Genomic DNA, 23,907 nt, shown 5'->3' on the forward strand with positions numbered 1-23,907 from the left:
ACGGGTCGCTCGTAAGACTCGCTCCGTGTGGGGCTGGGTTGGGGGCGGATGGTTGCGTGGCGGGTTCGCAAGCTGTGTCTTGCGGTCGGGTGGTCGGGACTTGTGACTGTGTCGCTGTGCTTTGACCGGTCGGTGGCGAGACGGCCGCGAACGGGTCGCTCGTAAGACTCGCTCCGTGTGGGGCTGGGTTGGGGGCGGATGGTTGCGTGGCGGGTTCGCAAGCTGTGTCTTGCGGTCGGGTGGTCGGGACTTGTGACTGTGTCGCTGTGCTTTGGCTGTTCGGTGGTGAGATGGCCGCGAACGGCGCGTGTATGACTCGCTCCGTGCGGGGTTGAGTGGGTGTGGATGGTTATGTGCCGGGGTCGGTAGTCTCCGGTTATGGGTCGAGCCGCGGGAGCAACGCCTCGGGGCCCTGGCTGGGCGGCGGGGCCGGAGGTGCGCCAGTTGCCGGAGACCGTGGCCGTGCTCGAAGTGCGGCGGGCGGTACGGGCCTGGTTGGGGGAGTATGGGCGCGGCGGTCCGCGGATGGTCGCGGTCGCGCTGTCCGGCGGGGCGGATTCGCTGGCGCTGACGGCCGCCGCGGTGATCGAGGCGGATGTGGTCGACGCGCTGATCGTCGATCATCAATTGCAGGCCGGCTCGGATCAGGTGGCCGCGGATGCCGCGGCGGCGGCGCTCGCGCTCGGCTGCCGGTCGGCCCGGGTGCTCGCGGTCCAGGTCGGCGCGGCGGGCGGTATGGAGGCGGCGGCGCGCCGCGCGCGCTACGCGGCACTGGACGCGGCACGCGACGGGTTGCCGGTCCTGCTCGGGCACACCCTCGATGATCAAGCCGAAACCGTGCTGCTCGGGTTGGCGCGCGGGTCGGGTGGGCGGTCCATCCAGGGCATGGCGGCCTACGCCGAACCGTGGGGGCGTCCGCTGCTCGAGGTGCGGCGGGCGGTGACTCGGCAGGTCTGCGCGGAACTGGGCTTGCGGCCGCACGAGGATCCCCATAATTCGTCGCCCGAGTTCACCCGGGTCCGACTGCGTGCCGAGGTGCTGCCGCTATTGGAGGAGGTACTCGGCGGCGGGGTGGCGGGGGCGCTGGCCCGCACTGCCGAGCAGTTACGCGCGGACGGCGCGGTCCTCGATGCGCTTGCCGAAGAGTTGCTGGAGGCCGCGCGTCGGGGCGGCGAGCACGTCGGAGCGGGCAGCGAGTCGGCCGGGGCGGTGAGTGATGGGGCGACACTGTCGGTCGAGACGCTCGCCACTGCGCCGGTCGCGCTGCGGCGAAGGGCGCTCCGCTCATGGCTACTGGCCGGTGGTGCGAAAGCGCTGACAGATAAGCATTTACGGGCGGTCGACGCGCTGGTCACGTCCTGGCGCGGACAGGGCGGAGTCGCTGTCGGCGGCGGGTCGCCGGGTACGAGGTTGGTTGCCGCGCGCGAACATGGCAGGCTGACACTGCGCAGGCAATAAACATGTCTACGCGGTGACCGAATCGACACCCGCGGCGCGAGCGACGGGCCCGGAGACGGTGGCGCAGCGTGACCGGAAGCGCCGCCGATCAACACAGGGAAGGGACACCAACTTACGTGTACGGGGACGACATCGCGTCGGTGCTGATCACCGAGGAAGAAATCGCCGCCAAGACGCAGGAGCTGGCCGAACTGATCGCCAAGCGCTACCCGGCCGATGCCCCCGAGGGTGATCTGCTGCTGGTCGGCGTGCTCAAGGGCGCGATCTTCTTCATGACCGACCTGGCCAAGGCGCTGCCCATCCCGACCCAGATGGAATTCATGGCGGTCTCCTCCTACGGTTCGTCCACCTCGTCCTCGGGCGTGGTGCGGATCATGAAGGATCTGGACAAGGACATCGCCGGGCGCAACGTGCTGATCGTCGAGGACATCATCGACTCCGGCCTCACCCTGTCCTGGCTCAAGCGCAACCTATCCAGCCGCAATCCGGCCTCGCTGGAGGTGGTCACCCTGCTGCGCAAGCCCGATGCGCTGCGCACCCCCGTCGACGTCGCCCACGTCGGATTCGATATCCCCAATGAGTTCGTGGTCGGCTACGGCCTCGACTACGCCGAGCGCTACCGCGACCTGCCCTACATCGGCACGCTGCACCCGAAGGTATACGGCGGAGCCTGATTCGGCCCGGGGGCGGAATCCGATCGGCAGCGGTGATCGCCGCAGGGTGATCGGCCCGGGATGATCGGCGCAGGCTTCCGTTCGCGCCGGACTTCGGTTGCGGCCACTCCTAGGGTGGCCGTATGGACTCGACAGCGACGCGGACCCGGCGGCTCGGCACGGATCTGCCCGCGTGGTCGGTTCCGCTGGTCTTCGTCATCGGCGCGGTCTCGCAGTATCTCGGCGCCGCCATCGGCGTCTTCCTGTTCGACACCACCGAACCCGCCACCGTGGCGTGGCTGCGGGCGGCCGCGGCCGGACTCGCCCTGCTGGTGTGGCGGCGTCCCTGGCGCACCCGCTGGACCCGCCGCGGTGTGACCGTGGCGGCGGGCTTCGGCATCGTCACCGTCCTGATGAACATCGCCTTCTACGAGGCGATCGCCCGCATCCCGCTCGGCACCGCGGTCGCCATCGAATTCCTCGGCCCAGTCGCCGTCGCCACCCTCGGATCCCGCAGGCCCCGAGATGTTTTCGCGGTGGTCCTGGTGGCCGTCGGTGTCTTTCTACTGGCCGGTGTCAGCATCGGCGTGGCCCCGATCGGCGTCGCGTTCGCGCTGGCATCGGCCGCACTGTGGGCCGGTTACATCCTGGTCGGCAAGCGGGTCGCCGACGCGGGAGAGGGCCTCGACTCGCTGGCGGTGGGCATGGCCGCCGCCGCGGCCCTGCTCGCCCCGCTCGTCATGATCCCCCAATTGATCATCGACGCGGCTGTTTTCGCGGATCCCCACACGTGGCTGCTCGGCGTCGGCGTCGGTGTTCTGTCCAGTGCGGTGCCCTACGCACTGGATCAACTGGTGCTCACCACCGTCGGCCGCGCCCGCTTCGCCCTCCTGCTCGCCCTGCTCCCCGCCACCGCCGCCATCGTCGGCGCGATTGTGCTCACCCAGCGGCCGGCGGCGCTCGAAATCATCGGCATCGCACTGGTCATGCTGGCCCTGACAGTCAGCGCGGTGCCGACCCGCAAGCCGACGCCGGAGCCGCCCGCTCCGCTGTAGCCGACCGGCGCCTCAGGGGAGGATGCCGAAAATTGTTGCGGGGGAGCCGGAACCAGCGCGGTAGAGCGGGCCGCCGACCAGGATCCAGGCACCCGTGGAGGGGAGATCGGCCAGATTGGCCAGGCATTCGAGGCTGATGCGATGCTCGCGGTAGAGCAGTCTGGAGACCGCGTAGGTGTCGTCGGTGCCCAGATCGGGACCGAAGGTGTCGATGCCGAGGGCGCCCCGGCGCCCGAGACGGCCGGTGCGCAGGAGCCATTCCACCGTCTCGACCGCGAACCCCGGTTGGTGGTAGGCGGATTCATCGGCGCCGATGAAGGCGGGGCCGCCCCATTTGGCGTCCCAGCCGGTCCACGCGACGATCGCGGCGCCGTCCGGGATGTGGCCGTGGCGGGCTTCCCAAGCGCGCAGATCGGCGACGGTGATCGCGTAGTCGCGGTTGTCGGAGCATTGTTCGCGGACATCGACCTTCACCGCGGGCAGCAGCAGGTCGGCCAGGTCGAGTTCGTCCGCGGCCAGGCCGTCGGCCTGGAAGTGGATCGGTGCGCCCCAATGGGTTCCGGTGTGCTCGCCCTGCTGGACGTGACGCAGATAGTAGCCGTCGTCGGCAACCGTCGCCACGATATCGGCGCGGAACTCCGGGTCGCCGGGAAACAGCGGTGTGGTCGCGGGATCGTGGATGTGCGACAAGCTGATCAGCCGCCCGAAGGGCGGCTTCACCGCGCCGCCTTCGGTGCCGCCGCGGCGGGTGAGAGCACCCGCTCCAGGGCACGCAGATCGTTCTCCACTGCCATGAACAGAAGATAGGCGCCGATGAAGGCGACCAGGCTGCCGATCGCCAGAATCCTCAGCACGACAATGATTTGGGCGAGATCGGCCGGGGCAAGCAGGGTGGTGCCCGCGACCGCGGCCAGCGGAATCACCGCGGCGACGATCAGCCACCGCCCGCAGCGGCGGCGCAGGCGGTGCAATCGGACGGCGTCCTTTTCGCTGATCTCGCCGTGGCGCAGGAACATCGGGTAGATGCACCGCACGATGTAGAAGTTCACCAGGAAGAACGGATACACCAGGGCGATGGCGCCGCACACCGCGTGCGAGGCGACGAAATGCAGGTAGTCGTCTGCCGTCAGCGGGTTTCCGGTGCCGTACAGCACGATCGGGAACGAGACGATCGAGATCATCCACATCGAGAAGATGACCAGAATCGCGCGGTCGCCGAAGAGGATCGAGTCGATCCGGGCGCGCCGCAGCTTCTCCGACGCGTAGCGCCCCCCGCGGCGCAACCCATATGGCACAGCGATCAGGTACCAGGAGAAGTAGGTCAACACGATGCCGCCCAAGCCGAATCCGATGGCGTTCACTATCGGCGTGCCGATATCGATCCGGTGCTGCGCCTCCGCGTTCAGCTGGTCGGTGATCAGCGCCCGGTCGTGCTCGATGTTGTACAGCGAGGCGAGAATATTCGGCACGGTGATGGCCAGCGCGATCAGTGGCACCCGCCAGGGCACCACCCTGCGGCGCCAACTGTCTTCGGGCGGATCGACCAGGTCGCGGGCGCGCGCGTCGAGGCATAGATCCAGCTGCTGGGCCAACACCGCGCCATCACTCCAGCGCCGATCCGGTTCGGGTTCCAGGCAGGTCAGCAGGATGCGACGCAGGGCCGCCGGGCAGTCCGGCGGAATACGCGCCAGTGCCGCCGGGTCCACGCCGCGGCGGCGCCGTTCGAGCGCGGCGGCGATATCGCCCCGCCGCACCTCGGTGGCATCGGACCGCGTCGTCTTCGGCACGGTCTCGGGCATGTCCTCGAAGGGTGGGGAGCCGGTGAGCAGTTCCCACAGGAAGACGCCGAGCGAGTAGATGTCCCCGCGGTTACCCGGTTCCGGGGCCGTGGGGTCGAGCACGAGCGCCAGCTCTTCGGGTGACCGATAGGGGAGTGAACCACCTCGGGCCGCGGCGCCATCCCCGTTCTCCGGCACCACGAAGTCGGCGAGCTTGGGGATGCCCTCCGCGGTGAAGAGCACATTCGACGGTTTGATGGCACGATGCCGCACACCGTGCTGGTGGGCGTAGTCCAGCGCCTCGGCCAGCCTTCGGCCCACCCAGGCCACTGTCTCCGGCCAGCTGAGCGCGGCGATCTCGGCGCGGGTGCTCGAATCCGCGGGCCGGATCTCGCCTCTCGATTCCATCGCGGCATCGATGGCACGCAGCAGCAGTGCGCCGCCGCCCGGTTCCGCACCGCCGCGCCGCTGCTCGAGGACGTCGACGGCGGTGCCGCCGGGCAGATACTGCATGTAGACGAGCCGACCGAATGAGGTGTCGCCGCCGCGGCCGAGGGCGAGCTCCTTGAAGTCGAAGACCCGGACGATATGTGGATGGTCCAGCCGCGCCATCGGATGCCGATCGCCACCCCCACTGGCCGACAGCCGCACCGCGACCAGCCGCTGCATGGATCGCTGCCGGGCGAGGAAGACCCGCCCCAGCTCGCTCCCGCCCAGATCGGTGAGCAGGTCGAAATCGTCGATGCGCTGACCGGGCGTGATCTCGGCGAGCGGACGATCGACGGTGAGCGCACCGGCGTCGATGCGCGCCGCCTCCGCCGCGAGCCGGTCTCGCACCCGGTCGGCCAGCTCGGGATACTCTGACAGGAACTGCTCCAGTGGCAGTGGGCCGTGCCTGCGCCGCGCCGCGAACTCCTCGCAGACCAGCTCCACCAGGGTGGGGCTGTCGTTCACCTCGGGAAATTCGGTGCGGTATTCCGATAACCGTTTGCCGAGTCCCGGCTCGTCCCAGCGATGGCGCAGATCGATGCGGACCAGGTCGACGAGTACCGCGACGCGGGCCGTGCCTCCGTCGGGCACATAGTCCGCGAGCCGCGGCGGGGTGGGCGCGCCACGGTGCAGCGATCGTCGCCAATCCGCGGTGAACCGAGCGACGCTGTCGGTCCAGTACATCGTCACCGGGGCGACTCCGCCAATACGCTCGATCGTTCGCGTCCCAGGTGCACCACCCGGCTGAGCCGCGATACCCGCTTGCCCGTCTCAGCGGATTTCGACTGCCGTACCGAGCGTTCGTCGCTATCGGGCGCCACTACCCGCTCCAGCGCCCGCAGATCGGCCTCCAATGCCCGGAACAGCAGGTAGGCGCCGACGAACGCGATAATGCCGCCCGCGCACAGCACCCGCACCGCGACGATCACCATGGGGATATCGGTCGGCGGCAGGAAGGTCACACCGGCCACCGCGAGCAGCGGCACCGATGCGGCGATCGCCAGATAGCCGGTGGCCCGGCGGTCGAGGCCACGCAGCCATACCGCGTCCTCGGCGCCGACATCACCGTGTCGCAGGAAGATCGGATAGATGCAACGCACCATGTAGAACGTCGCGAGGAAGAACGGATACGAGGCGGCGATGGCGCCGCACACCACGATCGAGGCGAGGAAGTGCACGACCGAACGCCCGGTGATCTCACCGGTGGCCAGTTGCAGCGCTACCGGGAAGATCAGCCCGGACATCACCCACAGGGCGAACGGGATCGCCACCGCACGTTCGCCGAGTAGCAGGGAGTCGATTCTGGCTCGGCGCAGGGTGGCCGGGTCGAATCGCCGGCCTTTTCGCAGTCCGCGTGGAACCAGCAGGATATATCTCGTCATATAGATGATCAGCACCATGCCCAGCGGGAAGAACACCGCGTTGACCACCCCGGTGGTGATCAGGAAGGTGCGTTGGGCCTCCTCGTTCATCCGTTCGACGATCAGTTGCTGATTGTGCTGGATGTTGTACAGCGAGGCGAGAATATTCGGCAGGCCGATGGCGAACATCAGCACCGGGATGACCCAGGGCCGCAATCGCAGCCGCCAGCTGCCCGGTGTGGGATCGACCAGATCCCTGGCCCGCGGATCCAGGCACATATCGAATTGTTTGGCCAGTACCGCACCGCTGGACCAGCGCTGGGCGCGGTCGGGCTCCAGGCAGGTCAGCAGCACCCGGCGCAGCGCGGCGGGGCAGTCGGCGGGCACGCGTTCCAGCGCGGCGGCATCCACGCCCCCGCTGCGTCGTTCCAGCATCGCTTCGAGGGTGGTGTCGTCACCCTGCGCGCCCGCGCCCGCGGTGGAGTCGTCGAAGGGCTTCGCGCCGGTCAGCAGCTCCCACAGCACCACACCGAGGGAGTAGATGTCGGCGCGGGTGTCCAGGTCGGCGGCACTGCGCTGGCGGCCGGGGTGGCAGGCCTCCAATTGCTCCGGCGACATGTAGGCCAGCGATCCGCCGAAGTAGGCGACCGGGCTGGTGCCCTCGACATTGCGGCTGAAGCTGATGTTGAAATCGGCCAGTTTGGGCACCGCCTCGGCGGTGAGCAGCACATTCGCGGGCTTCACATCGCGGTGCAGCACGCCGTGCGCCGACGCGTAGTCCAGGGCCTCGGCCAGCCTGCGACCGAGCCAGGCCACCGTTTCGGGCCAGCTGAGCGCCGCGATCTCGGCGCGCACGCTGGAATCGGTCGGGCGTATCTCGCCCTTCTCCTCCATGGCCGCGTCCACGGCGTCGAGCAGCAGCCTGCCGCTGCGTTCGGACGGCGGGGTGGCGCGCAGCCAGCGCAGCACGCCGAGCAGTGTCCCGCCGGGCAGGAATTGCATGTACAGCAGGCGCAGCCTGCGCGAGGCGCCGGTGAGTTCGTGCCCGGTTTCGAGCAGGCGTTGGTCGAAGACCCGCACGATGTAGTCGTGGTCCAGCTGGGCAAGGGTCTGCGGCTCGGTGCCGTGATCTGCGGAGATCTTGACCGCGACCAAGCGCTGTAGCGATCGCTGCCTGGCCAGGAATACGCGCGCGAACGCACCGCTGCCCAGGCTGGTCAGCAGGTCGAAGTCATCGATGCGCTGGCCGATTTCGATGCGGTCGAGGACATTGAAAAGTCCCGGCTCCTGGCCGGCTGTGGTGCCGATCTCGGTGACGGTGTCCGTCGGATCGGCGACCGATGTCGCTGTTGCCTCCGCCGTTCGATTCACACCGGTACTACGAGTGGGGGTGCCTGTTCGGTTCAGATCGGGGCCGGATACGGGCATGGTCGGCTCGGGCGTGGTGCGGGTGAGGTCGTCCGTCGTGGCGATCGTGGCATCGGTCCGGGTTTCGTCGGTGTCGGACTCGGTCGCCGCGATATGGGTGGGGTCCGAGTCCCTCAGCACCGACCGCCGGGTGCTCGGGTCGACGTCGTCGGCAATGAGCAGATCGCGTAGCTCGGCCGCTTGTCGCGGATATTCGCGGAGGCAATCGCGCGGGTCCACTCGCTCGCCACTGTGCCTGCGGACCACGAATTCCTCGTACACCAAACCGGCCGGGATGGTGGCCGCATCCAGTTCTGGAAATTCGGCGCAGTAATCGGTCAGGCGTTTGCGGCCGGTCGGTTCGGTATGGCGCAGCCAGCGGTGCCGTAGATCGACCCGGATCAGTTCGATGAGGGCGTCCCTGCGCAGCGTCCTGGCGTCGGGCAGATATTCGGCAATCTCGGGCAGCGGCGGCGTGGATTGTCCGGCGGCAGCGGCGCGAGCAGCGGTTTCCCAAGCTGCGGCGAAGGCGTCGACCGCACCGGACTCGGTTTTGGTCATGGGTTGACCGCCATCGGCTCCGGTGTTGGAACCCATGTCCGCGGTGGAATTGCGATCGGACTCGGTACTCATTCTCGGACCTAGCGCTTGGCGGATGTTCGGGAAATCCGCACTACCTGTCGGTGGCTGTGCCGGAATAATTCCCGCCACACCCGACGCCATCATCCCCCGGGCAGTATTCGAAATGATAACTTGCGGCTCAACAGCGGATCACCCGATTTCTACAACGATACGACGGGGGCGAATCAGCACATGGCTAGCGACGCCACAGCGGTGGCAGCGGGCTCGATTGCCGAGCCGGAAACGACGGTCGTACGGGAGGCACCCGCGGCCCCGAGCACGCCTGCGCACGGAGCCGCCGCGGCGATCGTGGCGAGCGTGCACGAGGGCGCGGCGACTCCGACCGAGGTGGTGACGGCCGCGCTCGACCGGATCACCGACAGTAATCAGAAATGGAACGCATTCAGTGTGGTTCGCGCCGCGCGGGCCCGGGCCGAGGCCGCGGCGCTGGAACAGCGCTCCGACCTGGACGTATTACCGCTGGCCGGTGCTCCGGTCGCGGTCACACACAACATTGCGGTAGCCGGGGAGACGGTGCGCTGCGGCTCGGACGCGACCGATCCGGCGCTCGCCGGTGACGACCACCCGGTGGTACACAGATTGCGGGCGGCGGGCGCGGTGATCGTCGGGCTGACCGCGGTGTCGGAGCTCGGTCTGTGGTCCGTGACCGACTCCGCGGGCAGGATCACCCGTAACCCGTGGAACCCCGAGCGCGGCACCGGCGGATCCTCCGGTGGGGCGGCCGCGGCGGTGGCGGCCGGGCTGGTCCCGGTGGCACACGGAAGCGATGGGCTCGGATCCCTGCGCATCCCGGCGGCCTGCTGCGGGGTATTCGGGATCAAGCCGGGCAGGCATACCGTGCCCGCCGAGATCGGTAGCGACGGATGGGGCGGGCTCGTCGAAAACGGCGTGCTCGCCACGACGGTCGGCGATGCGGCGCTGGCGCTGTCGGTGCTGGCCGGCCGGCCGGACCTATCCGAGGTGGATCCACCGGGCCGACTACGTATCGCGCTGGCCGTGGCCGCGCCGCACCGCATCTTCCGAGTCGACCGGCACTGGACCGAGGCGGCCCGCACCGCCGCTGCCGCCGCCCAGGCGGCCGGGCATACCGTGGAACCGGTCACCCTGCCCTACGGCGCCGCCCTGCTCGCGGCGTTCTTGCGTTGGCTCACAGTGGAACTCCCGAGCGTCGCACTGCTCGCCCGACCCGAGCGACTACAGCCGAGGACTCGCCGTCATCTCGCACTCGGCAGGCTGGTGCAGCGCCTGCGCCTGGTGCGCCCCGCGCAGATCGATCGGATCGAGGCGCGGCTGCTGGAATTCTTCGAACGCTACGACGTCGTGATCACTCCGACACTCCCCGCCGCCCCGCCTCGCGCTCGTTCCTGGAGCGCCCGCGGCTGGCTGGCCAATCTCCTTGTCACCGCCCGGCTTTCCCCGTTCACCACGGTGTGGAACCTGGTCGGGTGGCCCGCCGCTTCGATACCGATGGGCATGCACCCGCGCTCGGCGACGCCGGTCGCGGCGCAGCTGGCCGGTCCGCCCGGCAGTGAATCGACCCTGCTGCGGCTGTCCGCGCAACTGGAGCAGCGCAGACCCTGGCCGCGCGTCGCCCCGTAGGGCCGAATCCGCGTCAGTTCGGTGTCGTCGCGCTGAACCCGCCGTCCATGGCGCGTCCGGCGAATTCGAGGATCGTCGGGCGGGAGTCGTCGGCCCGCCATGCCACCGCGAGTTCGCACGGAGCCAGACCGGTCAACGGTCGTGCGGTGAGTCCGGGCCAGCGGTACATCGGGACATTGTTCTCGGCGAGCAGGCAGACGCCGAGTCCGAGGCTGACCGCCTCCAGCTTGTCCTCGGGGGTCGCGGCCTCGGCGCCGATCTTCGGCTGGCGGCCGTTGCGCGCGTCGTTGCCGAGCCAGAAGTCGCGCACCGCGCCGGCCTCCGAGGGCAGTGCGATAAACGGTTCGTCCAGCAGATCGGCGAAGTCGATGCTCTCCTGCTCGGCCAGCGCGTGGTTCTCCGGTAGCAGCACCCAGCGCGGCTCGGTGCGCAGCACCTGCCAGCGGTAGCGGTTCGGGTCGGGCAGCGGAAGCCAGACCAGCGCCAGGTCGGCCTGTCGGCCCGCCAGGCCGCTGGAAGGGTCGGTCCAGGACGCGGCGTGCAGGGCGAGCCGGTGCCCGCTCGCGCTCTCCAGATCATTGAGCAGTCCGCGGCCGAGTGCGGATTGGATACCGACGCGCAGTACCTCGCCCGCCTCCTGTAGCGAGGCGTTGGTGACCTCCCACAGCTCCAGGATCTTGCGGGCGCCTTCGAGCAGTTCCTTACCGGCGACGGTCAGCGCGACACTGCGCTGGTTGCGGTCGAACAGGACCACGTCGAGTTGGCGTTCCAGCTGACGAATCTGACGCGACAGGGTGGGTTGAGCGATGTGCAGCCGCTGGGCGGCGTTGGTGAAATGCAGTTCCTCAGCGACGGCGACGAAATACCGCAGGTCGCGCAAATGCGGGTCCATAGCCCCTTGCTATCAGAATCAGTCGGGAATTTCCAGCCTTTTCAGGCCGGAAAGTTCGAATACGGGTGAAGAAACAGTCGGCAGGTTTGTTAGAGACAGCATATTGCTTGTGATGGTCGTATGCACCATCGAGTGGGCGAATCTTCGGCAGTCCTCGCCGATCTGGAGCGGATTGCCAAAACTGGGCGCTTGACCAGCGTGAATGGGACGTGCGCGGCGCGCGATGGATCTCGATGTCGGCAACGGCGAAGTGGTCAGTGACCGGCCGGGAACCGTTCGCGAATCGCCTGGCGGTCCCCGTCGCGCCTAGGGGGTGACATTCATCACAAACCGGTTTGGGCGGGCGTAGCGCGGACCGCCCCGGCCTTCTCGGTGGGGCCGGGAACGGGGTGTGAAGCGGCTCCCAACGCGAACAGGGCGCCGGGGTGATCACCCCGGCGCCCTGCGGCACCCGATATCGCGCCGGATTCAGAGGCGGCGCGCCCGATCCTCATAGGCTTTGCGCCGCTCGGTGTCGACATCGTCGAGGAATGCGTGGCTGGAGCCGAGCGCCCGCGCGATGCCGTCGCCGACGGCCTCCGGCAGTAGACCGACGACCTGCGAGATGATCCCGGCCACCGCCGTCACCCTGACCTTCGACTTCGGCGCGGTGATGAGCGCGACGATGGCGTCCGCGATCTCCTCCGGCTCGGCGGGGCGCAGCAGTTTCGGAGCGGTGACCCCGGAACCGAGCTCGGTGTTGGTCAGCGTCGGCAGCACCGACGAGATGTGCACGCCGCAACCGCGGTATTCCTCGCGCAGGGTATCGGTGAAACCGAGTACCGCGTGCTTGCTGGCGTTATAGGTGGCGAGACCGGGGATATGGGTTTCACCTGCCAGCGACGCGATATTGATGATGTGCCCGCTCTTGCGCGGCAGCATCCGGGCCAGCCCCAGCTTGGATCCGAGAATCACGCCGTAGACGTTGATGTCCAGAATTCGGCGGGTGATCTGATCCGGTTCGTCGACCAGCTTGCCGGTCGGCATGATGCCCGCGTTGTTGATGAGCACATCGATCGGGCCGACGGTGCGTTCCACCTCGTCCAGGAAGCTCTCGAACGAGCTGGGATCGGTGACATCGAGCTTGCCGTAGAGCTCGAAACCGCGAGCGGTCCCGGACTCCTTGACGGTGACCTCGTCGACATCGCCGATGGCGATCTCGGCGCCGAGCGCCTGCAGCGCGGTGGCCGTGGCAAGTCCGATGCCACGCGCGCCACCGGTGATGACGACGACCTTGCCACGGATTTCGTTGCTCACTTATTGCCTCCCTTGAGCTTCAGCAGTGCGGGCAGGTCGACCCGGCGCAGGCCGCGGGCGCCGGCCGCGCGCATCGCGCCCAGCGCCATGAGCAGGTTCGACGTCTTGTACGGGTACCAGAACAGTTCCTTCTGCTGCGTCGGCAGCATCGGCTTGGTGATGGCCTGCTGGCGGCAGTACTTGCGGACCCCGTTCGCACCGCCCCAGCGGGCGCCGACCCCGGACAGTCCCCAGCCGCCCATCGGCAGTGCGTAGCTGAACAGGTTGGCGAAGACATCGTTGATATTGACCGCGCCCGCGTTCAGCTGCCGTGCGACGCGCTCGCCGCGGTCCTTGTCCCCGGTCCAGACCGAGGCGGACAGACCGTAGATCGAATCGTTGGCCAGCCGAATCGCCTCGGCCTCGTCGGCCACCTTCATCACCGGCAGCGTCGGCCCGAAGGTCTCCTCGCGGACACAGGACATGCTGTGGTCCACGTCGACGAGTACGGTCGGCTCGAAGAAGGTGCCCTGGCCGGTCCGCTTGCCGCCGGTCAGCACCTTGGCTCCGGCCGCGACAGCCTCGTCCACATGCCGCTGCACGATGCTCACCTGGTTCTCGTTGGCCAGCGCTCCCACATCGTGCTGTACCTCTCGCCCGTCCAGACCTTGGCGCAGCGCCTTGACGTTCGCGGTGAGTTTGGCGACGAATTCGTCGTAGACCGGCGCTTCGACGTAGACCCGCTCCACCGAGATGCAGACCTGACCCGCGTTGAACATGCCGCCGAAGGCGATGCCGTGCGCGGCCCGGTCGATATCGGCGTCGGCCAGCACGAGGGCCGGATCCTTGCCGCCGAGTTCCAGGCTGTACGGGACCATTCGCTCGACACAGGCGGCCGCGATCTTGCGGCCGGTCGCGGTGGAACCGGTGAACTGGATGTAGTCGGCATTGCCCACCACGGCGGCACCGGTCGCCCCCGCGCCGGTGACCACCGCGAAGACCGGCGGCGCACCGATTTCGGCCCAGCCCCTGGCCAGTTCGACGGCCGAGAGCGGGGTCACCTCGGACGGCTTGAGGATCACCGCGGCGCCCGCGGCCAATGCCGGGATCACGTCCATAATCGGCATGGCCAGCGGGAAGTTCCACGGGGTGATCACGCCGACCACCGGGTACGGCTTGTACACCGTGGTCAGCTTCTTCACCCTGGCCAACGGGCTGTGCGGCGACGGGTGATCGTCGGCGAGGAATTTGGCGGCGCGGCGCGCGTAGTAGCCGATCAGGTCGGCGCCGAAGGACGGGTCGATGAGCGCGTCGGCCCGCGGCTTGGAGGTCTCGGATTGCAGCACATCGGCCAGCCGCTCGGTGTTGTCGATCAGCCAGTCCTGGAGCTCGAGCAGCCATTTCCTGCGGCCGTCGGGGCCGATGGCCTCCCACTCCGGCTGGTACAGGCGCAGTTCGCGAACTGTGGCCGCCACTTCGTCGGCGCTCCGGCTCGCCACCGTGCCGACGAGCTCGCCGGTGCCGGGATTGCGCACCTCGATGACGGCGGGCTCGGCGGGCTCGGCGGGCTCGGCGGGCTTCGGCGGGCTCTTGCGGGTGCCGGTCTTCTTCGCGGCGCCGGTCGCCGACTCGGTATTGGTCACTGCTGTTCTCCCACTGACGTTGTGCTGTGAACCGCGTGGAACCGATCATTGTGAATCAGCTCACTGATCTATGATGTTGACACAATCGGTGGGGAGTTTCTTGGCCCGAATTGTCAACTGAATCGGGCTGTTTTGTATCTCGAGTACAAGTGGAGAGCCATGACGGCGGCTGACGCGAATCGCGTGGGACCGAATAGCGAGGTGGTCCGCGAGTGGCTGGCGGACTACGTCTTCGAGACGATGCGCAGCGAGACCCTAGAACAGGTGGTGGAGCGCCTCGACAACGCGATCGTCGCGCAGGTCCCCGAACTCGCCGATCGCGATATGAGCCGGGATCTGGCCGCGAGCACCCGCGCGCACGCCAGGACCATGCTGAGCGGGCTCACCACCGACTCTTTCGAATTCGTGCTGCCGGAGGAACCGCATGCGCTGGCGCGCACCATCGCCCGGCGCGGCTTCGAACTGCGGGTGCTGCTGCGCACCTATCACACGGGGATGGAGGCCGTTCTCGACTACATGAGCGAGGCCGTCGACCAGCGCAAGGCCCCGCCGGAGATCGAACGCGCGGTCATGATGCGGCTGTTCGAACGGACCACCAAATGGGTCAGCATGTCGGTGGAGCGGCTCACCGATACCTATATGGAGGAGCGCGAACGGGTGCTGCGGGCGGCACTGAACCGGCGCACCGAAACCGTGCGGGCGCTGCTGGCCGGTGACGACCTGGATATCGACCAGGCCTCGGTGCGCCTCGGCTACCGGCTCTCCCAACAGCATCTGGCGTTCGTGCTGTGGACCGACGAGGCGACCGCCGAGACGGGTGGTGACGGCGAAATGCTCGGCCTGCTCGACCGGGTCGCGACCCGGCTGGCCAATGCGCTCGGCACCGGCCGGGTGCTCACCCTGCCGTCCGGCGCGAGCGCGATGTGGGCCTGGGCCGGGCTGGAGGATGCCGGGCGGGCGGCCGAACTGAGCGCGCCGGGCGCACCGGAGCGCATCGTTCGCGGACAGCTGGAGGCGCCGGTCCGGGTGGCCTTCGGCGTCCCCGCGGCGCAGGTCGCCGGATTCCGGGGGAGTCATCGTGAGGCGGTGGCGGCGCGCCATGTCGCCGAACGCGGACCGGCGGGCGCGGACCGGGTCACCGGGTATCGCGAGGTGGAGATCGCCTATCTGGCGGGCGCGGACGAGGCCGCCATGCACGGTCTCGTCGCCAGGGAGCTGCGCGCGCTGGCGGGCCGGGATGCCAACGCCGCGCGGTTACGCGCAACGCTGCATGCCTATCTTCGGTGCCACCGCAGCCCGGAGGGTACGGCGCAACTACTCGGGGTACACAAGAACACGGTCCGCTATCGGATCCAGCGGATCGAGGAACTGCTGGGGCATCCGATCGAACAGCGCAGCCTGCCGCTGGAGATCGCGCTGGCCTGCCTGGCCGCCTACGGTGTCGACGCGCTGCCCTGATCGATCACTCGGCCGCGGCCTGGCGTAGCGGCGTCTCGGTGGTCGACGGCACCGGATGATTCGACAGATCGGCCAATAGCTGGGTGGTCGCCGCCGCGATGGTCGAGACGGCCTTGTCGACGGCCGCCTTGGTGGTGGTGCTCAGGCCGGAGACTCCACCGACCTTGCGCACGTACTGCAGTGCGGCAGCGTAGATTTCCTGCTCGGTAGCGGCAGGTTCCAGACCACGCAGAAGGGTGATGTTGTCACGCATGCGTGCACATTAGCCCCGAACAACGGAATGCGTCAGCGCAAGTTTGCCTGGATGTGAAAATCTCTCGCGACACCGGACCGGTTGGCCATAAGTAGGGGCTCTCCGGAGATCGATGGGGAACAATCGGTGGCATGCCTGCCCGCGGTGTACCCACGTTGACCACCTTCCCCTATGAAGACCTGGACACGCGGGAAGAGGATCACTGGTCCGGGGCCGCGGTATCGGATGACGAACTGCGCGCCCTGGCGCTGGGCGGCTTCTATTCCGCCCGCTGGGACGCCTTTCACGACGCCTTACTGCTCGGCCCGGAGCGCGAGCATCCGCTCGGCGATCGCCGCGAACTCGCCATCGATACCCTGACCGGCGCGTGGGGTATCACCGACGGCACCGAGGCGCAGGCCTCGATGGAACAGCTGCTGGATGGCATGCACGCGCCGCTGTACGCGCTGGTGCACCCATTGGTGATGGCTTCGATCAACGCCAGCGAACGGGACCGCTTCGGCGAGCGCGCCGATCGGCACCGGGCCTTCCTGCGGCAGGTCGGCTCGTTTCGGGGGATGGACAACCCCGAGGCGCTGGTTCGCGATTACGACATCTGGTCGCAGGCGATCAAAATCGGCTTCACCGACCACCTGGCCCGCCCGCTGCCGAGTGATATCCACGCCTGGGATCTGGCCAGAGTCGTCGCGGTGGCCCGGATGGCGTTCACCGCGGGCTATCTCGACGCCGATCTGGCCTGGGACTATCTGATGCGCGCGCTCCCGCTGGCGCAGCGCAAGTACCGGAACTGGCGTCAGTTCGGCGATGCCTATCTGGCCGGGTGGACCTACTGGCAGGCCTGCGAGGATCTGGCCGAACTCAAGAACGGCGGCGTCGACCGTCGCATGGAACTACTCCGCCTCTGGCTGCGTCCGACCAGCCCATGGCGGCGGATCACCCTGAACGCCGGTTAGAGGTCTATCCACCGTCGGGTAGCGAGCGCAGGATGCCGCGGCCGTAGCGCTGGAACTGGGCGTCGTCCACCATCCCGAGCGAATGCCGCTCCACCAGCAGTTCCCATTCCGAATACAGCTGCGCCACACCGGGATCGGCCGGTCCGGCGGCGCCGTCGGCGGAGTCGCGCCGGACCGCGAAGTTCACCGCGCAGGTGACCCGCTCGATATCCGCACGGTCGGTGCCGACGAAGTGCAGGGTGACATTGCCGTCGTGCACATCGATGCCGGTCTCGCCGCGCGCCGAACCGATCTCTCCCGGCGCGACCGCGGTGCATTCGGTGGTGCGGGCCCAGAGCACGGCCGGGATCGGTAGCTCATGCGCGAACCGCGCCCCGGTGCCGATGGAGATGAACAGCAGCCGCCCGGTGGTCGCGGCCAGCAGCCCCGGCCCGGTGCCCGCGGGCGGGTGCGCGACGGCGATCGCGGTCTCCAGCACGTACTCGTCGGGCGTGACATAGCGATGCAGAGCGGCTATCGCCGACTTGGCCTCACGCCTGGGCGTCATCCGGCGAACGGCCCGGTCTACATCGGCGCGGGCGGGTCCGCTCTTGGACCAGGTCGGGGCGGGCGGGTTCAGATCGGGGGCGGCCACATCGACGCGCTGCGTGCTCAGGATCTGGTCGTTGATCCGGTCGACGATCCCGGTCGCCGCGGGGACATCGTGCTCGGCGATCAGCACCGGTAGCGGGGTGCGATCGGCGGGCACGCCGGTTAGCACGGGCGTCGGATAGCGCAGGTAGATCTCGATGACGACCGCATCGTCGGCCCGCCGGTTCAGCCGCACCTTGAGCACGTCGGTGACCGGAACATCGAGCACACGCTCGCCGTCGCTGCCCGGCCGCAGGACGATCAATCGCCCCCGGCCGTGACGCACTATCGCTGTGGGTGTCCGTAGCTCGACTATGTCCATACCCCCTGCGCTCTGTCTGATTTGCGGCGCTCCCGGGGCCCTTCGTGGATACGCGAGCTACCGCCTCCGGGCCCGTCGCTCACGCCGCGATGTTGTGTCGTCGCTCACGATAGGCCGAACATGCCATGATTGTGACCACTTGAGGTAAGCCGGATCGGGGATTCGGGAACCACCGTCGTTCCCCGGCCGTTTACCTGTCGAACTGCACCAACTGCCGAACTGCGCGATGTATCGAGTAGACCGTACGCGGTAACGTGGCATGTCCGCATCCGAACCCTCCCGTACGCGGGTGGGAGAAGGGTGAGATCGGACACCGCCATGGCGGGTCGCGTGAACTACGCACCCGACGTTTCGCTAGGCAGAACCGGAGACACCGGAAAGGACTGGCCGCCCGGCCGACGCTCTATGAACCGCAAGACAGTGTTTCGCACTCTGGCCATAATCGCGGGCATTCTGCTCGTGGTCTATGCGTTCAGCTATTTCGGTAATGACACGCGCGGCTGGAAGAGCGTCGATACGTCGGTGGCGTTGAGTCAGCTCAACGACAAGAACAACGTCAGGAACGTCCAGATCGACGACCGCGAGCAGCAGCTGCGGATCGAGCTGAACAACGGCAATGACGCCACCGGTGATTCGAACAAGATCATCGCCAAGTACCCCGGCGGCAGCGAGACCTCCGCGCAGGTCTTCGACGCCGTGCAGAAGTCCGGCGCGCCCTACAACACCGTGGTCAAACAGGAGAGCTGGTTCACCCAGATCCTGCTGTTCGTGCTGCCGATGGTGATTCTGCTCGGCCTGTTCATCTTCGTGATGGCACGCATGCAGGGCGGCGGCCGCGGCGGCATGATGGGCTTCGGCAAGTCGAAGGCCAAGCAGCTGTCCAAGGACATGCCGAAGACCACCTTCGCGGATGTCGCGGGCGCCGACGAGGCGGTCGAAGAGCTCTACGAAATCAAGGACTTCCTGCAGAACCCGGTGCGTTACCAGGCGCTCGGCGCGAAGATCCCCAAGGGCGTACTCCTCTACGGCCCGCCCGGCACCGGTAAGACGCTGCTCGCGCGCGCCGTCGCGGGTGAGGCGGGCGTTCCGTTCTTCACCATCTCCGGTTCGGACTTCGTCGAAATGTTCGTCGGTGTCGGCGCCTCCCGGGTGCGCGACCTGTTCGAGCAGGCGAAGCAGAACAGCCCCTGCATCATCTTCGTCGACGAGATCGACGCGGTCGGCCGCCAGCGCGGCGCAGGCCTCGGCGGTGGTCACGACGAGCGCGAGCAGACGCTGAACCAGCTGCTCGTCGAGATGGACGGCTTCGGCGACCGCACCGGGATCATCCTGATCGCCGCGACCAACCGCCCCGACATCCTCGACCCGGCGCTGCTGCGCCCCGGCCGGTTCGACCGCCAGATCCCGGTCAGTAATCCCGACCTGGCCGGCCGTCGCGCCATCCTGCGGGTGCATTCGCAGGGTAAGCCGATTTCGCCCGAGGCCGACCTGGACGGTCTGGCCAAGCGCACCGTCGGCATGTCCGGCGCCGACCTGGCCAATGTCATCAACGAGGCCGCGCTGCTCACTGCCCGTGAGCACGGCGCCGTCATTACCGGCGAATCGCTGGAGGAGTCGGTCGACCGCGTCATCGGTGGTCCGCGTCGCAAGAGCCGGATCATCAGCGAGCACGAGAAGAAGATCACCGCCTACCACGAGGGCGGCCACACCCTGGCGGCCTGGGCGATGCCGGATATCGAGCCGGTCTACAAGGTCACCATCCTGGCCCGCGGTCGCACCGGCGGTCACGCGATGACGGTGCCCGAGGACGACAAGGGCCTGATGACCCGTTCGGAGATGATCGCCCGCCTGGTCATGGCGATGGGCGGCCGCGCGGCCGAGGAACTGGTGTTCCACGAGCCGACGACCGGCGCCTCCTCCGATATCGACCAGGCCACCAAGATCGCCCGCGCGATGGTCACCGAATACGGCATGAGTTCGCGCCTAGGCGCGGTGCGCTACGGCCAGGAGCAGGGTGACCCGTTCCTCGGCCGTTCGATGGGCATGGGCTCGGATTACTCGCACGAGGTCGCGGGCGCCATCGATGAGGAGGTGCGCAATCTGATCGAGGCCGCGCACACCGAGGCGTGGGCCATCCTCAACGAGTACCGCGACGTGCTGGACGTGCTGGCCACCGCGCTGCTGGAGAAGGAGACACTGCACCGCAAGGACCTCGAGCAGTTGCTCGCGTCGGTGGAGAAGCGGCCGCGGATCACCGCGTTCAACGATTTCGGCGATCGCGTCCCGTCGGATAAGCCGCCGGTGAAGACCCCGGGCGAGCTGGCCGCCGAGCGCGGCGAGGTATGGCCGCCGGAGCCGGTCGTACCGTCGCTGCCCGCCGCCGCGGCGGCCACCGCGCAGCGCGAGCCCGCCCCGGCCAACGGTTACCCGCCGGAGGGGTACCAGGGCCAGCAGCAGTACGGCTACCCCGCACCGCCGAGCGGTGGTTACCCGCTGCCGCAGGCGCCTACCCAGGCCTTCCCGCGACAGGGTGGCACGCACGGCTCGCGTCCGGATTATGGTGCCCCGGCCGGCTGGTCGGCCCCGGGTTGGCCGCCGCGTGAGGAGACACAGCAGCAGAGCGGGCAGTCCGGCTACGGTGGCGGCTGGTCCGGCCAGGACGAGCAGCAGCGGCACGACTACCAGCCGTGGAGCAACCCGCAGCAGGGACAGCCCGGCAGCGACCGCGGATACGACCGTGGCGGCTACGACGAGCCGGGCCAGCAGGGAGAGGGCGATCCCCGCGATTGGGATGGACCGAACGGTCGTCACTGACAGCTGACGATTACGCTCGACCATCGGGGTGCCGAGTGATTGCCGGTACCCGAGATTTTGGAGGTGTCCTCGATTGTCGGCCAACTATGACATCGTCGACCAGACGCTCAACGGATCGGACGAGGCCGAGTGGAACGGGTCGGGACCGGGGCCGGGTAGGCCGGAACTGGTCGCACTCGAGACCGGTCGGCCATTCGATCAGCCTCGTGCCGAGGCCGCGATCCGAGAGTTGCTGATCGCGATCGGTGAGAATCCGGATCGCCCCGGACTCATCGACACCCCGGGCCGGGTCGCCCGCGCGTATCGGGAGACGTTCGCGGGGCTCTACCAGGAGCCGGACGCGGTACTGAACACCACGTTCGACGAGGGGCACCAGGAACTGGTTCTGGTCCGCGATATTCCGATGTACTCCACCTGTGAACACCACCTGGTGTCATTCCACGGTGTCGCACATGTCGGCTATATCCCCGGCACGCACGGCCGGGTCACCGGCCTGTCGAAGCTGGCCCGCCTGGTCGACCTATACGCCAAGCGGCCGCAGGTGCAGGAGCGGCTGACCAGCCAGATCGCCGACGCCATCATGCGCAAGCTGGACCCGCGCGGCGCCATCGTGGTGGTGGAGGCCGAGCATCTGTGCATGGCGATGCGCGGCATTCGCAAGCCGGGTGCGAGCACCACCACCTCGGCCGTGCGCGGCCTACTGCAGTCGAACGCCGCTTCGCGCGCCGAGGCCCTCGATCTCATCCTGCGAAAGTGAGGCGGTCCGCGGTGTCCGGACGCCGGAGGGCCACCGTGGAGGTGAGCCGGTGACCCGAGTCGGCAACGTCGGCCCGCGCGGCGGGCGCGGCTGTGTGGTGATGGGCGTTGTGAACGTCACCAGCGACTCGTTCTCCGACGGCGGCCGCTATCTCGATCCCGGTCTCGCCGTGGCGCACGGCATCGAACTGTACGAAGCGGGCGCCGACATCATCGACGTCGGCGGCGAATCGACCCGACCCGGCGCAATACGAATCGATCCCGATACCGAGGCCGCCAGAGTGGCCCCGGTGATCCGCGGTCTGGTCGCCGCGGGCGTGCCGGCGAGCGTCGACACCATGCGGGCGAGTGTGGCCGCCGCGGCCATCGCCGCCGGGGTCTCGGTGGTGAACGACGTCTCCGGCGGCCGTGCCGATCCGGATATGGTGAAAGTCGTTGCGGCCGCCGATATCCCGTGGATTCTCATGCATTGGCGGGCCGGCGCCGACTACCGGCACACCGGGCCGGCCGATCAGTACGACGATGTGGTGGCCGAGGTGCTCGCTGAACTCACCGTGCAGGTGGAGCTGGCCGTCGCCGCCGGTGTCGACCCGTCGCGGCTGCTGCTCGACCCCGGGCTCGGCTTCGCCAAGAATGCCGAACACAACTGGGCGCTGCTCGGCGCGCTACCGGAGCTGGTCGCGAACGGTCTGCCGATCCTGATCGGCGCCTCACGCAAACGTTTCCTCGGCGCCCTGCTCGCCGACGAGTCGGGCCCACGCCCGCCGGATGGGCGCGAGACCGCGACCGCCACCGTCTCGGCGCTGGCCGCGCTGCACGGTGCATGGGGCGTGCGCGTGCACGACGTGCGCGCATCACTGGACGCCATTGCCGTGACCGACGCCTGGCTGCGCGCGGCCGGGTCGCGTCCGGCCCCGACAGCGGGTGCACAGTCACAAGGAGCCATCGGATGAACGAGTCGTCAGTCGCGCACACCGTCGACAATGTCGCCGCCCGTTCCGGACTCGACCGCATCGAACTGCGCGGGCTGCGGGCGTTCGGGTACCACGGTTGCTTCGAGCACGAGCGCCGCGACGGCCAGGAATTCATCGTCGACCTGACCATCTCGGTGGATTTCGCCGCCGCCGCGGCGTCGGACGAACTGGCCGCCACGGTGGACTACGGCAGACTGGCCGAACGGGCCGTGCGAATCGTGCAGGGTCCGCCCCGCAATCTGATCGAGACGGTGGTCTCCGAGATCGCCGACGACGTGATGACGGATCCGCGCATCCGGTCGGTCGAGGTGGTCGTGCACAAGCCGTCGGCCCCCATTCCGCACACTTTCGCCGACGTCCGGGTGGTCACGGCCAGGACCAGGCAGGTCACCGCGTGACGGCGCGGACCGGTCGCCGAAGGGGTGTCGTGCGTCGAAGTGGTCGCGCGACTGCTGTCGCCGTCCGGTCGGGGGCGACCGGATGAGTCGCGCGGTGCTGTCGATCGGGTCCAATCTCGGGGATCGGCTCGAGCATCTGCGCAGTGTCGTCCGCGGGCTGGGGGACCGGGTCGTGGCGGTCTCCTCGGTGTACTCCACCGCGCCGTGGGGCGGTGTCGAGCAAGATGACTATCTCAATGCCGTTGTACTGGTGCGGGATCCGGAGTTCGGCTGCCATGACTGGCTGTGGGCCGGGCAGCGGCTGGAGCAGGCCGCGGACCGGGTGCGCGAGGTGCGCTGGGGTGCGCGGACGCTGGATGTCGATGTGGTCTGGTGCGAGGACGGGGGGCGCGCGATCGTCAGTGCCGATCCGGAGCTGACGCTGCCGCACCCGCAGGCGCACAACCGGGCCTTCGTGCTGATCCCGTGGCTGGAGGTGGAGCCCGGGGCCGAACTGGAGGTCGACGGCGCCGTGCGCGCGGCGCGCGATCTGCTCGCCGGGTTGCCCGCGTCCGAACGTGACGGGGTCCACCGGACCGAGTTCTCACTGGCCGGTTCGGCCGGGGTGGGGGCGCAGTCGTGAAGCTCAAGCCGACGCGGGTGCTGGATCTGGGTGCGAATGTGCTGGTCGCCGCGATCGCCGCGTGGATCGCGACCCGGGTCGCCTACAGCAGCTTCCCACCGATCTCGGTCTTCGCGGGTGCCTCGCTGTATCCGGTGGCGGCGATCGAGGTGGCGCTGGCCTTCGTCATCCGGGCCAGAGTCAACGATCACGAGATCGGCGACGGCCGCCATCAGCTACATCCCATTACCGCGGCGAGGGCGGTCGCGCTGGCCAAGGCTTCGCTGCAGGTCGGTTCGATCGCCGCCGGTGTCTGGCTCGGCTTCCTGTGCTGGGTGTTTCCGCAGCGCGGCACCCTGCGCGCGGCCGCCGCCGATTCGCCGGGGGCCGTCGTCGGGATGCTCGCGGGGGTGGCCCTGGTTGCTGCGGCACTGTGGCTCGAGTATTGCTGTCGCGCGCCCGACGACCCGTCGGATGATCCCGCAACTACTTAGCA

Annotated in this window: 20 protein-coding genes; 12 read left to right on the top strand and 8 right to left on the bottom strand. The window is 68.5% G+C overall.

Annotated elements, in window-relative coordinates; all coding sequences use genetic code 11:
- Positions 1-435: 435 nt before the first annotated feature.
- The 3 genes from tilS to AB0H61_RS31705 all read left to right on the top strand — a co-directional run bounded on the left by tilS (position 436) and on the right by AB0H61_RS31705 (position 3,166).
- Positions 436-1,458 (top strand): tRNA lysidine(34) synthetase TilS, encoded by a 1,023-nt coding sequence (gene tilS / locus AB0H61_RS31695; RefSeq protein ID WP_357311509.1) that lies wholly within the window; start codon positions 436-438, stop codon positions 1,456-1,458.
- A gap of 116 nt (positions 1,459-1,574) precedes the next feature.
- Positions 1,575-2,132: a hypoxanthine phosphoribosyltransferase gene (gene hpt, locus AB0H61_RS31700; protein WP_357311418.1), complete on the top strand. Its 558-nt coding sequence runs from the start codon at positions 1,575-1,577 to the stop codon at positions 2,130-2,132.
- A gap of 122 nt (positions 2,133-2,254) precedes the next feature.
- The gene (locus AB0H61_RS31705; protein WP_357311419.1) at positions 2,255-3,166 is read left to right on the top strand and encodes an EamA family transporter; all 912 of its coding nucleotides are present in this window, start codon (positions 2,255-2,257) and stop codon (positions 3,164-3,166) included.
- 12 nt (positions 3,167-3,178) lie between these two features.
- Here the strand turns inward: AB0H61_RS31705 and AB0H61_RS31710 are convergent, their stop codons facing one another.
- From AB0H61_RS31710 to AB0H61_RS31720, 3 genes are read right to left on the bottom strand one after another with little or no spacing between them, the layout of a single operon-like run.
- The gene (locus AB0H61_RS31710; protein ID WP_357311420.1) at positions 3,179-3,886 is read right to left on the bottom strand and encodes a cyclase family protein; all 708 of its coding nucleotides are present in this window, start codon (positions 3,884-3,886) and stop codon (positions 3,179-3,181) included.
- On the bottom strand, positions 3,883-6,117 hold the full coding sequence (locus tag AB0H61_RS31715) for a serine/threonine-protein kinase (protein WP_357311510.1): 2,235 nt from the start codon (positions 6,115-6,117) through the stop codon (positions 3,883-3,885). The genes AB0H61_RS31710 and AB0H61_RS31715 overlap by 4 nt, the downstream gene beginning before the upstream one ends.
- Before the next feature lie 2 nt (positions 6,118-6,119).
- The gene (locus AB0H61_RS31720) at positions 6,120-8,762 is read right to left on the bottom strand and encodes a serine/threonine-protein kinase (protein WP_357311421.1); all 2,643 of its coding nucleotides are present in this window, start codon (positions 8,760-8,762) and stop codon (positions 6,120-6,122) included.
- 252 nt (positions 8,763-9,014) lie between these two features.
- On the opposite strand from AB0H61_RS31720, the gene AB0H61_RS31725 reads away from it, so the two are divergent.
- The gene (locus tag AB0H61_RS31725; RefSeq protein ID WP_357311422.1) at positions 9,015-10,442 is read left to right on the top strand and encodes an amidase family protein; all 1,428 of its coding nucleotides are present in this window, start codon (positions 9,015-9,017) and stop codon (positions 10,440-10,442) included.
- Positions 10,443-10,455: 13 nt separating this feature from the next.
- On the opposite strand, the gene AB0H61_RS31730 is transcribed toward AB0H61_RS31725, so the two are convergent.
- From AB0H61_RS31730 to AB0H61_RS31740, 3 genes are all read right to left on the bottom strand, one after another.
- On the bottom strand, positions 10,456-11,334 hold the full coding sequence (locus AB0H61_RS31730; RefSeq protein ID WP_357311423.1) for a LysR substrate-binding domain-containing protein: 879 nt from the start codon (positions 11,332-11,334) through the stop codon (positions 10,456-10,458).
- A 468-nt stretch (positions 11,335-11,802) separates the two neighbouring features.
- A complete protein-coding gene (locus AB0H61_RS31735) occupies positions 11,803-12,630 on the bottom strand; it encodes an SDR family oxidoreductase (RefSeq protein ID WP_357311424.1) in 828 nt (275 codons plus the stop codon).
- Positions 12,627-14,150: an aldehyde dehydrogenase family protein gene (locus AB0H61_RS31740; RefSeq protein WP_357311511.1), complete on the bottom strand. Its 1,524-nt coding sequence runs from the start codon at positions 14,148-14,150 to the stop codon at positions 12,627-12,629. The genes AB0H61_RS31735 and AB0H61_RS31740 overlap by 4 nt, the downstream gene beginning before the upstream one ends.
- Positions 14,151-14,411: 261 nt before the next feature.
- Here AB0H61_RS31740 and AB0H61_RS31745 point away from each other — a divergent pair, with 261 nt between their 5' ends.
- Complete coding sequence (locus tag AB0H61_RS31745) at positions 14,412-15,710, top strand: helix-turn-helix domain-containing protein (RefSeq protein ID WP_357311425.1); 1,299 nt, start codon at positions 14,412-14,414, stop codon at positions 15,708-15,710.
- A 4-nt stretch (positions 15,711-15,714) separates the two neighbouring features.
- On the opposite strand, the gene AB0H61_RS31750 is transcribed toward AB0H61_RS31745, so the two are convergent.
- The gene (locus tag AB0H61_RS31750; protein WP_357311426.1) at positions 15,715-15,963 is read right to left on the bottom strand and encodes a DUF2277 domain-containing protein; all 249 of its coding nucleotides are present in this window, start codon (positions 15,961-15,963) and stop codon (positions 15,715-15,717) included.
- 131 nt (positions 15,964-16,094) lie between these two features.
- Here AB0H61_RS31750 and AB0H61_RS31755 point away from each other — a divergent pair, with 131 nt between their 5' ends.
- Positions 16,095-16,916 (top strand): DUF1266 domain-containing protein, encoded by an 822-nt coding sequence (locus AB0H61_RS31755; RefSeq protein WP_357311427.1) that lies wholly within the window; start codon positions 16,095-16,097, stop codon positions 16,914-16,916.
- Between the two features lie 4 nt (positions 16,917-16,920).
- Here AB0H61_RS31755 and AB0H61_RS31760 read toward each other — a convergent pair whose 3' ends face one another.
- Complete coding sequence (locus AB0H61_RS31760) at positions 16,921-17,868, bottom strand: hypothetical protein (protein WP_357311428.1); 948 nt, start codon at positions 17,866-17,868, stop codon at positions 16,921-16,923.
- 405 nt (positions 17,869-18,273) lie between these two features.
- Between AB0H61_RS31760 and ftsH the strand changes: the two genes are divergently transcribed.
- The 6 genes from ftsH to AB0H61_RS31790 all read left to right on the top strand — a co-directional run bounded on the left by ftsH (position 18,274) and on the right by AB0H61_RS31790 (position 23,905).
- On the top strand, positions 18,274-20,682 hold the full coding sequence (ftsH, locus tag AB0H61_RS31765; RefSeq protein ID WP_357311429.1) for an ATP-dependent zinc metalloprotease FtsH: 2,409 nt from the start codon (positions 18,274-18,276) through the stop codon (positions 20,680-20,682).
- 166 nt (positions 20,683-20,848) lie between these two features.
- On the top strand, positions 20,849-21,439 hold the full coding sequence (gene folE, locus AB0H61_RS31770; RefSeq protein WP_357311512.1) for a GTP cyclohydrolase I FolE: 591 nt from the start codon (positions 20,849-20,851) through the stop codon (positions 21,437-21,439).
- A 100-nt stretch (positions 21,440-21,539) separates the two neighbouring features.
- Complete coding sequence (gene folP / locus AB0H61_RS31775; protein WP_357311513.1) at positions 21,540-22,391, top strand: dihydropteroate synthase; 852 nt, start codon at positions 21,540-21,542, stop codon at positions 22,389-22,391.
- Positions 22,388-22,810 (top strand): dihydroneopterin aldolase, encoded by a 423-nt coding sequence (gene folB / locus AB0H61_RS31780; protein ID WP_357311430.1) that lies wholly within the window; start codon positions 22,388-22,390, stop codon positions 22,808-22,810. The genes folP and folB overlap by 4 nt, the downstream gene beginning before the upstream one ends.
- A gap of 82 nt (positions 22,811-22,892) precedes the next feature.
- Complete coding sequence (gene folK, locus AB0H61_RS31785; RefSeq protein WP_357311431.1) at positions 22,893-23,432, top strand: 2-amino-4-hydroxy-6-hydroxymethyldihydropteridine diphosphokinase; 540 nt, start codon at positions 22,893-22,895, stop codon at positions 23,430-23,432.
- The gene (locus AB0H61_RS31790) at positions 23,429-23,905 is read left to right on the top strand and encodes a DUF3180 domain-containing protein (protein WP_357311432.1); all 477 of its coding nucleotides are present in this window, start codon (positions 23,429-23,431) and stop codon (positions 23,903-23,905) included. The genes folK and AB0H61_RS31790 overlap by 4 nt, the downstream gene beginning before the upstream one ends.
- Positions 23,906-23,907 lie beyond the last annotated feature (2 nt).

It is taken from the genome of Nocardia sp. NPDC050710 (genome assembly GCF_040654375.1).
GTDB lineage: Bacteria > Actinomycetota > Actinomycetes > Mycobacteriales > Mycobacteriaceae > Nocardia.

Coding starts and splice junctions, on each gene's coding strand:
- AB0H61_RS31705 (WP_357311419.1), top strand. CDS start 2,255: ATGGACTCGACAGCGACGCGGACCCGGCGGCTCGGCACGGATCTGCCC.
- AB0H61_RS31715 (WP_357311510.1), bottom strand. CDS start 6,117: ATGTACTGGACCGACAGCGTCGCTCGGTTCACCGCGGATTGGCGACGA.
- AB0H61_RS31720 (WP_357311421.1), bottom strand. CDS start 8,762: ATGACCAAAACCGAGTCCGGTGCGGTCGACGCCTTCGCCGCAGCTTGG.
- AB0H61_RS31725 (WP_357311422.1), top strand. CDS start 9,015: ATGGCTAGCGACGCCACAGCGGTGGCAGCGGGCTCGATTGCCGAGCCG.
- AB0H61_RS31730 (WP_357311423.1), bottom strand. CDS start 11,334: ATGGACCCGCATTTGCGCGACCTGCGGTATTTCGTCGCCGTCGCTGAG.
- AB0H61_RS31745 (WP_357311425.1), top strand. CDS start 14,412: ATGACGGCGGCTGACGCGAATCGCGTGGGACCGAATAGCGAGGTGGTC.
- AB0H61_RS31750 (WP_357311426.1), bottom strand. CDS start 15,963: ATGCGTGACAACATCACCCTTCTGCGTGGTCTGGAACCTGCCGCTACC.
- AB0H61_RS31755 (WP_357311427.1), top strand. CDS start 16,095: ATGCCTGCCCGCGGTGTACCCACGTTGACCACCTTCCCCTATGAAGAC.
- AB0H61_RS31760 (WP_357311428.1), bottom strand. CDS start 17,868: ATGGACATAGTCGAGCTACGGACACCCACAGCGATAGTGCGTCACGGC.
- ftsH (WP_357311429.1), top strand. CDS start 18,274: ATGAACCGCAAGACAGTGTTTCGCACTCTGGCCATAATCGCGGGCATT.
- folP (WP_357311513.1), top strand. CDS start 21,540: ATGGGCGTTGTGAACGTCACCAGCGACTCGTTCTCCGACGGCGGCCGC.
- folB (WP_357311430.1), top strand. CDS start 22,388: ATGAACGAGTCGTCAGTCGCGCACACCGTCGACAATGTCGCCGCCCGT.
- folK (WP_357311431.1), top strand. CDS start 22,893: ATGAGTCGCGCGGTGCTGTCGATCGGGTCCAATCTCGGGGATCGGCTC.